11 protein-coding genes are annotated in these 14,136 nt (G+C 74.9%); 2 read left to right on the forward strand and 9 right to left on the reverse strand.

Features of this window, described 5'->3' with window-relative positions; genetic code table 11:
* Positions 1–8: 8 nt before the first annotated feature.
* The 8 genes from C5N14_RS25685 to C5N14_RS25720 form a co-directional block, all read right to left on the reverse strand.
* A complete protein-coding gene (locus C5N14_RS25685) occupies positions 9–818 on the reverse strand; it encodes an ABC transporter permease (RefSeq protein WP_117671520.1) in 810 nt (269 codons plus the stop codon).
* 66 nt (positions 819–884) lie between these two features.
* Positions 885–1,472 carry a hypothetical protein gene (locus C5N14_RS25690; RefSeq protein ID WP_117671522.1) on the reverse strand — a complete coding sequence of 196 codons (588 nt, stop codon included), beginning with the start codon at positions 1,470–1,472 and terminating at the stop codon, positions 885–887.
* A gap of 24 nt (positions 1,473–1,496) precedes the next feature.
* Positions 1,497–2,429, reverse strand: a complete 933-nt coding sequence (locus tag C5N14_RS25695) for an ABC transporter ATP-binding protein (RefSeq protein WP_117671524.1) — start codon at positions 2,427–2,429, stop codon at positions 1,497–1,499.
* Between the two features lie 419 nt (positions 2,430–2,848).
* On the reverse strand, positions 2,849–3,385 hold the full coding sequence (locus C5N14_RS25700) for a hypothetical protein (RefSeq protein WP_117671526.1): 537 nt from the start codon (positions 3,383–3,385) through the stop codon (positions 2,849–2,851).
* On the reverse strand, positions 3,385–5,256 hold the full coding sequence (gene dnaG, locus C5N14_RS25705; RefSeq protein ID WP_117671528.1) for a DNA primase: 1,872 nt from the start codon (positions 5,254–5,256) through the stop codon (positions 3,385–3,387). The genes C5N14_RS25700 and dnaG overlap by 1 nt, the downstream gene beginning before the upstream one ends.
* 279 nt (positions 5,257–5,535) lie before the next feature.
* Positions 5,536–6,369 (reverse strand): siderophore-interacting protein, encoded by an 834-nt coding sequence (locus C5N14_RS25710; RefSeq protein WP_117671530.1) that lies wholly within the window; start codon positions 6,367–6,369, stop codon positions 5,536–5,538.
* Between the two features lie 168 nt (positions 6,370–6,537).
* Positions 6,538–7,797, reverse strand: coding sequence for a deoxyguanosinetriphosphate triphosphohydrolase (locus C5N14_RS25715; RefSeq protein WP_117671532.1), 1,260 nt, complete (start codon positions 7,795–7,797; stop codon positions 6,538–6,540).
* 9 nt (positions 7,798–7,806) lie between these two features.
* Positions 7,807–8,157, reverse strand: a complete 351-nt coding sequence (locus C5N14_RS25720; RefSeq protein WP_117671534.1) for a VOC family protein — start codon at positions 8,155–8,157, stop codon at positions 7,807–7,809.
* A gap of 263 nt (positions 8,158–8,420) precedes the next feature.
* Here C5N14_RS25720 and C5N14_RS25725 point away from each other — a divergent pair, with 263 nt between their 5' ends.
* The gene (locus tag C5N14_RS25725) at positions 8,421–8,927 is read left to right on the forward strand and encodes a roadblock/LC7 domain-containing protein (RefSeq protein ID WP_165878222.1); all 507 of its coding nucleotides are present in this window, start codon (positions 8,421–8,423) and stop codon (positions 8,925–8,927) included.
* 96 nt (positions 8,928–9,023) lie between these two features.
* On the opposite strand, the gene ppdK is transcribed toward C5N14_RS25725, so the two are convergent.
* A complete protein-coding gene (gene ppdK, locus C5N14_RS25730; protein ID WP_117671538.1) occupies positions 9,024–11,759 on the reverse strand; it encodes a pyruvate, phosphate dikinase in 2,736 nt (911 codons plus the stop codon).
* Between the two features lie 357 nt (positions 11,760–12,116).
* Between ppdK and C5N14_RS25735 the strand changes: the two genes are divergently transcribed.
* On the forward strand, positions 12,117–13,976 hold the full coding sequence (locus C5N14_RS25735) for a family 20 glycosylhydrolase (protein WP_243640030.1): 1,860 nt from the start codon (positions 12,117–12,119) through the stop codon (positions 13,974–13,976).
* Positions 13,977–14,136 lie beyond the last annotated feature (160 nt).

Consider the following 14,136-nt stretch of genomic DNA (forward strand, 5'->3'; position numbering starts at 1 on the left):
ACCCCCTGCTAGACGACGAGCCGACGACGGAACGCGCGGTGCGCCAGCAGCCAGCCGACGACCGCCCAGGCGGCCAGGTAGAGCAGGTGGCCGGCGACCGACCACCGCGGGGCGACGCCCAGGGTGGCCGCCCGGCACAGGTCCACCCCGTGCCAGAGCGGGGTGGCGTAGGCCAGCCAGCGCAGCGCCCCCGGCAACGACTCGACCGGAAAGAACACCCCGGCGAACAGGGTCATCGGGATCACCGCGAAGCGGAACAGCATGGCCAGCCAACTGTCGCTGTCCACCGCCGCCGCGTACGCGAACAGCGGGGCTGCGACGGCCAGGCCGACCAGCGCGGCCACCGGCGGCACGGCCAGCGCCCACGGCGACCGCAACGCCCCGAACAGCGCGGTCACCAGCAGGAACACCACGGTCGAGGTGACCACCCGGAACAGCACGTACAGCAGGTTGCCGGCCAGGATGTCGCCCACCCGCAGCGGTGTGGCGGCCTGTGCGAAGTAGACCTTGGTCCACTGGAAGCTGCTGTAGACCGGCCAGGTCGAGTCGCCGACCGCCACCTGGAGGGCGGTGGAGGCGATCAGCCCGGGCACGATCCAGTCCAGGTAGCGCACCCCGCCGACGCCCTGGTCGATGTACGCCCCCACGCCGAGGCCGAAGCCGACCATCGTCAGCACCGGCAGCAGGAACGAGGAGAACATCCCGGCCCGCCAGGTGCGCCGGTAGCCCACCAGGAAGTAGCCCAGCGCCGCCAGGGCGGGCGCTCCCGGCAACGGTCGCGCCGCCCGGCCGGGCAGTTCCTGCCGCGCCACGCCCATCCCGTCACCCCCGCCCTCCACGTCCTCGGCCTTCCTACCCCGGGGGTACGACAGGCCGCGGCCACCCTACGACCCACTGCCCGGGGGAGTCGCCCGGTTTCCGCGGTCGCCACCCGCCGGCCCGGCCGGCCGGGGCGCGGTGGCCAGCGTCCACACCGCGTACGCCCAGAGCAGCAGCCCGGCGCCGACGCCGACCACCAGGCCCGGCGCCACGGCCGAGGCGAGCCCGGTGACCAGGCCCGCGAGCGCGACCAGGCACATCGCGCCGGCGAGCAGCCACAGCCGGGGGTCGCGCAACAGCGGGGTGAGCGGAAGGAAGTGCCCGCCGACGACAGCGCAGACCAGCACCGGGGCGTACGCCGAACACCCGAGCGCCGCCAGCAGCGCCGCGCCGAGCCCCGCCGCGGCGAACTCGGCCACCACGATGAGCAGGTACCGGCGGTCCGCCGCCCGGTCCCGGACGGCCCCCGCCTCGGGGTGGCTGCGCGCCGCGACCACGGCACCGGCCACCGCCGTGACCAGCGCGGCGACGCTGGCGACCACCAGCAGCGTCCGTAGTGCCGGGCCGGCCGCCGGCACGCTGAACCAGATCGTCGCGAAGACGCCGAGATAGAGGGCGGTGAGTCCGGCCTGGCGCCGAGGGACGGTGAGCACGAGGGAATTCGCTCCCGGTAGGGGTCAGTCGACGAGGGTGCGGCCGGTGAGCTGGAGGAAGACGTCCTCCAGGCTGCTGCGCCGCACCAGCACGGTGGCCGGGGTGAGGCCGAGCGCGGCCACCTCGGCGACCGCCGCGTCGCCGTCGGCGACGTAGAGCAGCACGCGGTCGGGCAGCACCTCCACCCGCTCCCCCAGCCCGGCGAGCTTGCCGGCGAACGCCTCCTGCGACTCGGCCGCGAAACGCAGCTCCACCACCTCGCGGGTCGAGTGCCGCTCGATGAGCTCCCGGGGCGAGCCCTCGGCCACGATCCGGCCGCCGTCCATCACCACCAGCCGGTCGCAGAGCTGCTCGGCCTCGTCCATGTAGTGGGTGGTGAGCACCAGCGTCACGCCCTGCTGCTTGAGCCGGAACAGCCGCTCCCAGACCAGGTGCCGCGCCTGCGGGTCGAGCCCGGTGGTGGGCTCGTCGAGCAGCACGATGTCGGGCTCGTTGACCAGCGCCCGGGCGATGGTGAGCCGGCGCTTCATGCCGCCGGAGAGCGGGTCGACCCGGCTGTCGGCCCGCTCACCGAGCTGGACGAAGTCGAGCAGCTCGGCGGCGCGCTCGCGGGCCACCCGGCGCGGGATGCCGAAGTAGCGGGCGTAGGTGGTCAGGTTCTCCCGGACGGTCAGCTCGGGGTCGAGGTTGTCGAGCTGCGGGCAGACGCCCAGCCGGGCCCGGATCGCCGGCCCGTCGCGGACCGGGTCCATCCCGAGGATGCGCAGCTCACCCCCACTGGGCGGGGAGATGCAGCCGACCATCCGCATGGTCGACGACTTGCCCGCGCCGTTGGGGCCGAGAAACCCGAACGCCTCCCCCGCGCGCACCTCGACGTCGATGCCGTCGACGGCGGTGAAGTCGCCGAACCGCTTCACCAGCCCCCGCGCCCGGATCAGTGGCTCCCCCGTCATCACCGCCCGACCCTACCCACCCCCACCGACACCCCCCACCGCCGACTTTCCCACCCACCCCGCCCCGCCCTTGCCTCACCCGCCGCGCCGCGCGGCGCCCCTCCATGATCGTCTGCTGGAAACGGACACGACACGCCGGGCCGGCTCTCCCTGAACGACAGACGATCATGGGGCGGCGCGGCAGCGCGGCGCGGCAGCGCGGCGCGGCAGCGCGGCGCGGCAGCGCGGCGCGGCAGCGCGGCGCGGCAGCGCGGCGCGGCAGCGCGGCGCGGCAGCGCGGCGCGGCAGCGCGGCGCGGCAGCGCGGCGCGGCAGCGCGGCGCGGCAGCGCGGCGCGGGCACCGCGCCGGGCACGACGCGGGGTGGGGTGGGGTGAGGCGGGGTGGGGTGGGGTGGGGTGGGGTGGAACGGCGCGGGGCCGGGTTAGAGGTTGGCGGGGGCGGTGGCGGCGCGGGCGGCGGCGACGAGGCGGTCGGTCTCGGCGACCACCGGCTCGTCGTCGGCCGGAGTGCCGGGGTCGTAGCGGACCGTCCAGGCCAGGCCGTCCACGCCGGGCACCCGGCGCGCCGCGACCCGGCCGGCGCCTCCGGGCACCGGGTGCTGCTGGGTGTACGCGACCGAACGGGTCACCCGCGCGCGAACCTGGTGCGGCAGCTCCCCCGGGTCGAGCAGCAGGTACGTCTCGGTCGGGCAGTCGGCCACCACCAGGTAGCCGTCCCGCTCGGCGACCCGCTCGGCGGGCGTGACGGTCAGCTCCCGGCCCGACCAGACGGCCTTGAGGATGTCGTGCCAGCCCAGCCGGTGGCCCCGCCCCGGCAGCCAGAGCCCGAGGTTGCTGGCGACCACCACGCCGTCGCCCTCGCCGTTGCCGACCGCGGCCCAGGCGAGCACCCGCTCGTCGTCGGCCAGCGGCGGGCGGGCCGCCGGGGGCAGCTTCGGCCTGCGGTTGAACAGTCCCATCACAGCCCTCCCGCGGCCTGCTCGCGCAGCGCCCGCGCGTGCTGCTCCAGCGACAGCAGTTCCCCGAACAGCGCGAAGTACTCGTCCTTGTTGCTGACCGGGTTGATCCGCTGGATCTTGGACTTCAGGTCCCTGATCCGGCCGGTCACCGAGCCCCACTGCAACCGCGCGATGGTCACCGAGACGTACCGCGGGTCGGGCTCGCCGTCGATCCGCAGCGGCTCGACGGCCAGCTCGCCGACCAGGGCCTGCGCGGCCAGGTCGGCGCACGCGTCGCGGGCGGCCTCGACCCAGACGGCCCCACCGGTGGCGGTGGCGGCCCCACCGGCCGCCGCGATCGCCTCCCGCACGGCCACGTGCACGGGGTGGCGGTACTCCGACGCCTCGACCGCGTCGAACATCGGGCCGGCCAGCACCGGCTCCTGGAGGGCGAGCTTCAGCGCCTCCCGCTCGACCAGCGACTGTGGGTTGTCCCCGGCGGGCGCGCCTCGGGCGGCGCGGGCCGGGCCGGGGGACGGCTGCCCGGCGGGCTGCCCCGAGGCGGCGGCGAGCACCGCCCGCTGCACCGGCTCGATCTCCATGCCGAGGTCGCCGGCGAGCTTGCGGACGTACTCGGGGCGCTTCTCCCGGTCCTTGAGCTTCGCCACCAGCGGGGCGGCCCGGCGCATCGCCTCGACCCGGCCGTCGACGGTGTCCAGGTCGTACCGGTTGATCACGTGGCGGAGCGCGAAGTCGACCAGCGGCTCGCGGCGGGCCACCAGGTCGCGGACCGCCAGGTCGCCCTTGGCCAGGCGCAGCTCACACGGGTCCATGTTGTCGGGGCTGACCGCGATGAAGGTACGCCCGACGAAGCGCTGGTCGTCCTCGAAGGCGCGCAGCGCGGCCTTCTGGCCGGCGGCGTCCCCGTCGAAGGTGAAGATGACCTCGCCGGCCACGTCGTCGGTGTCCAGCAGCAGCCGGCGCAGCACTCCGATGTGGTCGGAGCCGAACGCGGTCCCGCAGGTGGCCACGGCCGTCGGCACTCCGGCGAGGTGACAGGCCATCACGTCGGTGTAGCCCTCGACGACGACCACCTTGCCCTGCTTGGCGATCTCCCGCTTGGCCTGGTCGATGCCGTAGAGGACGTGCGACTTCTTGTAGATCGGCGTCTCGGGGGTGTTCAGGTACTTCGGGCCGTCGTCGTCGTCGAACAGCTTGCGGGCCCCGAAGCCGAGCACGTCGCCGGTGATCTCCCGGATCGGCCACATCAGCCGGCGGCGGAACCGGTCGATGAGCGTGCCGGAGCGCGACGGCCGGGACAGCCCGGCGCTGACCAGCTCGTCGTGGCTGAAGCCCTGCTGGCGCAGGTGCTTGGTGAGCAGGTCCCAGGCGTCCGGGGCGAAGCCGCAGCCGTACCGCTCGGCGGCGGCCCGGTCGAAGCCGCGCTGCGCCAGGAACTCCCGGGCCGGGCGGGCGCCGGCCGTGCCGAGCTGGGCCCGGTAGAAGTCGACGGCTGCGGCGTGGGCGGCCACCAGGCGCTGCCGCTGCCCCTGCTGCGGGCGGGCGCGCGGGGCGGCCTGGTCGTTCTCGACGTACCGGAGCTGGAGGCCGGCGCGGGCGGCGAGCCGCTCGACGGACTCGACGAAGCTGAGGTGCTCGGCGTCCATCAGGAACTTGATCGCGTCGCCACCGGCCCCACAGCCGAAGCAGTACCAGACGTTGCGGGCGGGCGAGACGTTGAACGAGGGGCTCTTCTCGTCGTGGAACGGGCAGAGCCCCTTGAGGTTGCCGCCGCCGGCCGACCTGAGGGTCACCGTGTCCGAGATGACCTCCGCGATCGAGGTGCGCTCCCGGACCAGCGCGATGTCCTCGTCCCGGATCCGCCCAGCCATTCGCCACCCCCCTCGGCCCTACATCCTGCCCTGCCGGGGGCGGCGATCCGGCGTCGGGGGGACGGCGTGTGGCGCGTGCCGCCGCCGGCCAGGGACCGGAGGGGGTCGGCCGCCATCGGCCATGGGCCGGAGTGCGTCGGCCGCCATCGGCCATGGGCCGGAGTGCGTCGGCCGCCATCGGCCATCGGCCGGCGGGGGGCCGCCGCCGGCCCGGGCCGTCCCGCCGGTCCCGCCGCACCCGCCGGGCGGCCGGGTCGGCGGGGCGGCGGCGCGTCCCGCTCAGGCGGCGGCGGTGACCTCCTCCGCCTCCACCTGGCGGTTCCAGTCGGCCTTCGCCGAGCGCCAACCCTCGTCGTCCATCCCGCGCCGCCAGTAGCCGGAGATCGACAGCCGTTCCCGGGGCACGGCGCGCTCGACGCGCAGCAGCCGGCGCAGCTCGCGGACGAACGTCGCCTCGCCGTGCACGAAGGCGTGCACGTCGCCGGGCGGGAAGTCCAGCGCCGTCACGGCCGCCACCAGCGCCTCGCCGACCGGCCGGCCGCCCCGGTGCAGCCAGGTCAGCTCCACCGCGCCCGGGCTGGGCAGCGGCTGCTCGTCGGCGGCGTCGGCGACCTCGACGAAGACCTTCGCCGGGGCGTCGAGCGGCAGCCGCTCCAGGGCGGCGGCGATCGCCGGCAGGGCGCTCTCGTCGCCCACCAGCAGGTGCCAGTCGGCGTCCGGGCTCGGCGCGTACGCCCCGCCGGGGCCGACGAACAGCACCGGGTCGCCGGGGCGCAGCCGGGCCGCCCACGGGCCACCCACCCCCACGTCGCCGTGGTGCACGATGTCGATGGTCAGCTCGCCGGCCACGGGGTCCCAGGCCCGCAGCGTGTACGCCCGCAGCCGGGGCCACTGCTCCGGGGGCAGGTTCCGGCGGATCGCGGCGAGGTCGACCGGCTCCGGGTAGGTCACCCCGGGCGGCGGGAAGACCAGCTTGACGTAGTGGTCGGTGTACTCGCCCACCGGCAGGCCGGTCAGCTCCTCGCCGCCGAGCACCAGCCGGACCAGGTGCGGGGTGGGCCGCTCGGTCCGCAGGACCCGGGCGGTGGTGACCATGTTCGGGCGCTCCGTCATGCTGCTTAGGCTAACCTAAGTACGCCGGACATTCCCACCGCCCGCTCGGGCCCGCCGGCCACCCGGTCGGCCGGTTGCCGCTCGGCCGCCTCGGCAGCTCCGCCGTGCCGCGTCACGTCGGGAGCGCGCCGGGCCGTTCGGCGGGCGGGCGGCAGCGTCCCGGGCGGCTCAGCCGGCGAGCAGCCGCTCGTGCCAGGCCAGCGCGGCCGGGTCGGTGAGCGAGGCGACCTGGTCGATCACCACGCGCAGCCGCGCGGCGTCGTCCGGGGCGGCCCGCCACAGCGGGGCGAAGACCTCGTCGAGCGCCTCCGGCGCCCGGTGGGTCAGGACGGCGACCAGCTCCGCGAGGATCTGCCGCTGCCGCTCGTACCGGCACCGGGACCCGGGCCGGCGCATCACGTAGCGCAGCGCGATCCCCTTGAGCAGCGCGCACTGCGCCCGGACCCGGCGCGGCACCACCAGGTCGGCGGCGTACCGGCGCAGCGGACCGGGGCCGCGGCGCTCCCCGGTGGCGGCCACCACGGTCGAGACGAAGCGGCCGGTCAGCACGCTGGTGGTGGCCTTCAGCGCGGCCTGGGCGCGGTGGCTGCCGTCGTACCCGGCGAGCGGGGCGAGCACCGGGTCGGCGAGCAGTTCGACCAGCACCTCGCCCAGGTCGGCCGGGGACTCCCCCGAGTATGCGGCGGCCACGTCGGCGCAGAGCGCGGCCCGCTCGTCGGGGTCGGCCAGCAGCGGGCGCAGGGCGACGTACCCGCCGTGGATACCGTCCTCGACGTCGTGCACCGAGTACGCCACGTCGTCGGCCCAGTCCATCACCTGCGCCTCCAGACAGCGCCGCCCGCCGGCCGGGGCGCCGGCGCGCAGCCAGTCGAAGACCGGCCGGTCGTCGGCGTACACCCCGAACTTGCGCTCGCCCGACCGGCGCGGCCAGGGGTACTTGCCCGTGGCGTCGAGCGACGCCCGGGTCAGGTTGAGCCCGACGGAGCGGCCGTCGGGGCCGAGCACCTTGGCCTCCAGCCGGGTGAGCACCCGCAGCGTCTGCGCGTTGCCCTCGAAGCCGCCGCAGGCCGCGGCGAGCCGGTCCAGTTCCGCCTCCCCGTTGTGCCCGAACGGCGGATGCCCGAGGTCGTGGGCCAGCCCGGCGGTGTCCACCACGTCGGGGTCGCAGCCCAGCCGGGCACCCATCTCCCGGGCGATCTGCGCCACCTCCAGCGAGTGGGTCAGCCGGGTACGCAGGAAGTCGTCGGTGCCGGCGGCGTGCACCTGGGTCTTCGCGGCGAGCCGCCGGAACGCCGCCGAGTGCAGCACCCGGGCCCGGTCCCGCTCGTACGGCGAGCGGCCGTGGCCGGTGTCCTTGGGCAGCTCGGCGACCCAGCGCGCGGCGTCGGCCGGCTCGCCGCCGGAGCCGTTCCGGTGCCGGTCGCTCACCCCGCCCCGCTATCCGCGCTGCCGCAGCACGCAGAACTCGTTGCCCTCCGGGTCGGCCAGCACCGTCCAGTCGACGTCGCCCTGGCCGACGTCGACGTGCCGGGCGCCCATGTCGACCAGCCGCTCGACCTCGGCCTCCTGGTCGGCCGGGCGCAGGTCGATGTGCAGCCGGTTCTTCACCTGCCGGTCGTCGGGGACCGACACGAAGACGAGGCCGGGAAGCCGGTCGGCGGACTGTCGGATCTCCACCTCGTCGGGCTGGTCGGCGACCACCTGGTAGCCCAGGACCTCGGCCCACCAGCGGGCGAGCCGGGCCGGGTCCCGCGCGTCCACGGTCAGATTTTCCCAGGCGCTGGCCATGCGGTCCACCCTCCACCGGCGATACGACACACTCGCGCGCGACACGACGCACCCGCGCGCCCAGGTTACGCCGCAGCGGCCCGCTCGGCTCGCCGGCGACTGCCGGCGGATGAGGCTTCCGCAACAGCCGATCAGTCGAGAGTTGTCGACCGATTGCCGACCGTCACGGGGGTCGCGGCCCGCCATGGCTCCGGGTAGCGTTTCCGGAGCAGAACGTTACCGAAGATCCGCACATCTGAATCGCACGACGGGAAGTGACGCTCGTGGACGCTGACGCGGTGCTGGGAACGGAGTTGCGGGGGCTGCGCCGACGCCGGCCGGAGGTCGCCGGCACGGTGCTCGCCGGCACCGACGGCCTGCTCATCTCCAGCGACCTGCCGACGACCGACGCCACCCATCTGGCGGCCCTGGCCGCGGCCAGCTTCGGCCTCGGCAACCGGGTCGCCGACACCGTGCGGCACGGTGAGTTCCGGGAGTCGGTGGTGCGCACCGCCCGGGGCTGCGTGGTGATCTACCCGGCCGGCCGGCACGCCCTGCTCACCCTGGTCGCCGCGGCCGGCACCGACCTGGACACGCTGCATGCGGAGGCCCGGGAGGTGGCCGGCCGGGCGGGTTCCGTCTTCGACCGGCAGCGCACAGCGGTCGCCCCCGGCCCGGTCCCGACGCCGGATCCGAACGCGCCGCTGGCCATGCGGACCCCGATGGCGACGCTGCCCGGCCGGGCCCCCAACGCGTCCCGCGTCACCGGCTGGCGGCGCCCGCCGATCTGAGCCCGCCGGCCCCGGTGGGGGTGCGTGCGGCTCACCCACCGGGGCCGGCGCCGGCCCGCGTCGCCGACCGGTCGGCACCGGTCGGCGACGCGGTCGTCAGCGGCTGTCGGAGCCGTCGGTCTCCACCACCGCGCGACCGGCCTCCAGCCGGGCCACCGGCACGCGGAACGGCGAGCACGAGACGTAGTCCAGCCCCACCTCGTGGAAGAAGTGGACGGACTCCGGATCGCCGCCGTGCTCGCCGCAGACGCCGAGCTTCAGCTCCGGCCGGGCGGCCCGGCCCTCCTCGGCGGCGATCCGCACCAGCCGGCCCACGCCGTCGCGGTCGATCGACTCGAACGGCGAGATGCCGAAGATGCCCAGTTCCAGGTAGCGCCAGAAGAACGCGCCCTCGACGTCGTCGCGGGAGAAGCCCCAGCCCATCTGGGTCAGGTCGTTGGTGCCGAAGGAGAAGAACTGCGCCGCCTCGGCGATCTGCCCGGCGGTCAGCGCCGCCCGGGGCACCTCGATCATCGTGCCGATCAGCACCTCGACCCCGCTGTCCCCGACCACCTCGGCGATGATCTTCTCGGCCTCGGCGCGTACCGTCTCCAGCTCCTGGACCGCGCCGACCAGCGGGACCATGATCTCCGGACGGGCCGTCCCGCCCTCGCGGGTGACCCGGACCGCGGCCTCCGCGATCGCCCGCACCTGCATGGCGAACAGGCCCGGGATGACCAGGCCGAGCCGAACCCCGCGCAGCCCCAGCATCGGGTTCTCCTCGTGCATCCGCCGGACGGCGGCGAGCAGCGCCTCCTCCTTGGCCACGTCCTCGCCGCGCTCCTGGGCGACGGCCACGTTGACCGCGAGCTGCTCCAGCGGGGGCAGGAACTCGTGCAGCGGCGGGTCGATCAGCCGGACGGTGACCGGCAGCCCGTCCATCTCGCGGAAGATCTCCACGAAGTCGTCGCGCTGCAACGGCAACAGGGCGGCCAGCGCCTCCTGCCGCTCGGCGTCGGCGCGGGCCAGGATCAGCCGCTCGACCAGCTCCCGCCGGTCGCCGAGGAACATGTGCTCGGTGCGGCACAGCCCGATGCCCTGCGCGCCGAAGCGCCGGGCCCGGGCGGCGTCCGCGCCGGTGTCGGCGTTCGTCCGCACCGCCAGCCGCCGCCGGGCGTCGGCGTGCGTCATGATCCGGTGTACGGCCCGGACCAGCGCGTTGTCGATGTGTTCCGGGTCGAGGCTGCCCTCGAAGTACTGCACCACCTCGGACGGCATGACCGGCACCTCGCCGAGGTACACCTTGCCGGTGGTGCCGTCGATGGAGACGACGTCGCCCTCGGTCACGGTGTGCCCGCCCACGGTGAACCTCTTCGCCGGCACGTTGACGTCCAGCTCGTCGGCGCCGGAGACGCAGGTCTTGCCCATCCCCCGGGCCACCACGGCGGCGTGGCTGGTCTTGCCGCCACGCGAGGTGAGGATGCCCCGGGAGGCGATCATGCCGTTCAGGTCGTCGGGGTTGGTCTCCCGGCGGACCAGGATCACCGCCTCCCCCTCGCCGGCCAGCTCGACCGCCCGGGCGGAGGTGAAGACCACCTTGCCGGACGCCGCGCCCGGTGACGCGCCGATGCCCTTGGCCACCGGCTCGAAGTCGTGGTCGAGCTGGAACCGGGGGAACATGAGCTGGGCGAGCTGCGCGCCGTTGACCCGGTGCAGCGCCTCGTCCAGGTCGATCAGCCCCTCGTCGACGAGCTGCCCGGCGATGACGAACGCCGCGGCGGCGGTGCGCTTGCCGACCCGGGTCTGGAGCATCCACAGCTTGCCGCGCTCGACGGTGAACTCGATGTCGCACAGGTCCCGGTAGTGCCCCTCCAGCCGGGCCATGATGCCGAGCAGCTCGTCGTAGGACTTCTTGTCCAGCCGCTCCAGCTCCTGCAACGGCACCGTGTTGCGGATGCCGGCGACCACGTCCTCGCCCTGGGCGTTGGCCAGGTAGTCGCCGTAGATGCCCTGCGCCCCGCTGGCCGGGTCGCGGGTGAACGCGACGCCGGTGCCGGAGTCCGGGCCGAGGTTGCCGAAGACCATGGCCACCACGTTGACCGCGGTGCCGAGGTCGGCCGGGATGCGCTCCTGGCGGCGGTAGAGCACGGCGCGCTCGGCGTTCCACGACTCGAAGACCGCGCGGATGGCCAGGTCGAGCTGCTCGCGCGGCTCCTGCGGGAACTCCCGCCCGGTGTGCTTGGCGAAGATCTTCTTGTACGCGTCGACCAGCCCGCGCAGGTCGTCCGCGTCCAGGTCGAGGTCGCTGGTCGTGCCCCTGGCGCGCTTGGCGTCGTCGAGGGCACGCTCGAACTCCTCGCCCGGCACCTCGCACACGGTCTTGCCGAACATCTGGATCAGCCGGCGATAGGAGTCCCAGGCGAACCTGTCCGCGCCACCGGAGGCGGCCCGGTCGGCGGAGCCGCCGGCCTGCCGGGCGAGCCCGACGACGCTGCGGTCGTTGAGGCCGACGTTGAGGACGGTCTCCATCATGCCCGGCATGGAGAACTTGGCGCCGGAGCGGACGGAGACCAGCAGCGGGTCGTCGGGGTCGCCGAGCCGCCGGCCCATCCCGCGCTCCAGCGACTCCAGGTGCGCCTCGATCTGACCGGCGAGCCCGTCCGGCTCCCGGCCGGTCGCGAGGTACGCCTTGCACGCCTCGGTGGTGATCGTGAAGCCGGGGGGTACGGGCAGGCCGAGGTTCGTCATCTCGGCCAGGTTGGCCCCCTTGCCGCCGAGAAGTTCCTTGAGGTCCTTGTTGCCCTCGGAGAAGTCGTAGACGTACTTGCGGTCGACCGTCTCTTGCGCTGCCACCAGAGCCTCCCACGCGCGTCGGAATTGACACTTAACGAAGGTTCAGTTCCTCCATACCCCGGGGCCGACCTCCGGTAATCCGGCGTCGCCGCCGATCGGTGGGCGAAGGTTAAGCGAACATCGTGGGGCCTGGGACCGTTCGGTGACAATCGGCACAGTCATCACGACTATCCGTGTCCGTACGGGTTTTTGGGAACGCTTCCACGAGCACGATCACGCAATTTCCCGGACCCCTCGTACTCTTGACGGCGCTGGTTCTGTCGAACCTCACCTTTGCCATATTCCTCGCAAATACACCCGGGAGTCGACGCCGTGCCGCCCATCCCGCCCCGCACCCCCGAGACCGGCCGCGACCCGCTGGCCCCGGCCGATCTCCCCGGTCGCCAGCCGGCCGCCGGCGAGCTGGCCCGGGCCGCCGCCCGGGCCGCCGGCGACCGGCTCGCGCCGCCGGCCCCGGTCCGGCTGGGCGACGTGGTGCCCGCGCCGGAACGGGTCGAGCCCGACCCGGCGGCCGACTTCACGCTCCCGGCCGACGTGGTCGTGCGGGTCCACCCGGACCCGGCCGCCCGGGACGTCGCCGAGCAGCTCGCCACACTGCTCCGCCCCGCCACCGGCTACCCGGTCCCGGTCACCGACACCCTCGCGGACCCGGCCGGCGGCCTGACCCTCACGCTGGCCGGGACCGGGCCCGACATCGCCGGACCTGCCGCCGGGCCCGACATCGCCGGGCCGGGCGCCAGGGCCGACGGAACCGGGCCGGGTACCGGAACCGACGGCGCCGGGCCGGGCGCCAGGGCCGACAGCTCCGGGCCGGGCGTCGCCCCGGCGCGGGCGGCGGACCCGGACCCCGGGCCGGCCGGGACCGAGCCCCTCGGCACGGAGGGGTACCGGCTCGACGTCCGGTCCGACGGGGTACGACTCACCGCCGCCACCCCGGCCGGCCTGTTCCACGGCGTGCAGACCCTGCGCCAGCTCCTGCCGGCCGCGATCGAGAGCCCCACCCCGGTGACCGAGCGCTGGACGCTGCCCGGCGGGACGATCGTCGACCGGCCCCGGTTCCCGTACCGGGGCGCGATGCTCGACGTGGCGCGGCACTTCTTCGCCGTCGCCGACGTGCTGCGCGTGGTCGACCACCTCGCCCGGTACAAGCTGAACCACCTGCACCTGCACCTCACCGACGACCAGGGCTGGCGGATCGCCGTCGACGCCCGGCCCCGGCTGGCCACCGTCGGCGGGGCGACCGAGGTCGGCGGCGGCCCCGGCGGCTGCTACACCGCGGCCGACTACCGGCGCATCGTCCGGTACGCCGCCCGCCAACACGTCACCGTCGTCCCGGAGATCGACCTGCCCGGCCACACCAACGCGGCGCTGACCGCGTACCCGGAGCTGGCGCCCGAGAGGGTCGCTCCGCCGCCGTACACCGGCACCGAGGTCGGCTTCAGCTACCTCGACCCGGCCGACGAGCGTACGTACGCCTTCGTCGCCGACGTGCTCGGCGAGGTCGCCGCCCGCACCCCCGGGCCGTACCTGCACATCGGCGGCGACGAGGTGTTCAAGGTTCCGGCCGACGTGTACGCCCGCTTCGTGGAGCGGGTGCAGGGCATCGTCGCCGGCACCGGCAAGATCGTGGTCGGCTGGCACCAGATCGCCCCGGCCGGGCACGCCGAGGGGCGGATCCTCCAGTGGTGGGGCACGCAGGGCGACGACCCGGTGGCCGCCGAGGCCGTCCGGCGCGGCGCCCGGCTGATCCTCTCCCCCGCCAACCACGCCTACCTCGACATGAAGTACGCCCCGGACACCCCGATCGGACACGACTGGGCCGGACTGATCGACGTGGCCCGCGCGTACGACTGGGACCCGGGGACGCATCTGGACGGCGTGCCGGCCGAGGCGGTGCTGGGCGTGGAGGCCCCGCTCTGGACCGAGTCGGTCACCTCGCTTGCCGAGATCGAGTTCATGCTGTTGCCCCGGCTGCCCGCCGTGGCAGAGCTGGGCTGGTCGCCCCGGCGTACGCACGACTGGCCCGCCTTCCGCGACCGCCTCGCCGGCCACGGGCCGCGCTGGAGCGGCGCGGGCATCGCCTTCCACCGCGCCCCGGAGATCCCCTGGCCGGCGCAACCCCAGGACGCACCTCCCATCCCCATCCAGCCCCACCCGGACACCACGGCCGGAGCCGCCCAGACCGGCACGGACCACGCCCCGACCCCACCGCGTTGATCAAGAGGTTTGCGTCAGGATTCGCCGCCCCCTTGACGTAAACCTCTTGATCACCGGGGCTGGAGGGTCGGTGGTGGGTGGTTTGGGGGGTTTGGTCCTGTGGGCGGGGTCACGCCGGCGGTGGAATCGGTCGGGGGGCGGGGGTGTTGTACCTGGTTCA

This window comes from Micromonospora sp. MW-13, assembly GCF_003434305.1.
GTDB lineage: Bacteria > Actinomycetota > Actinomycetes > Mycobacteriales > Micromonosporaceae > Micromonospora.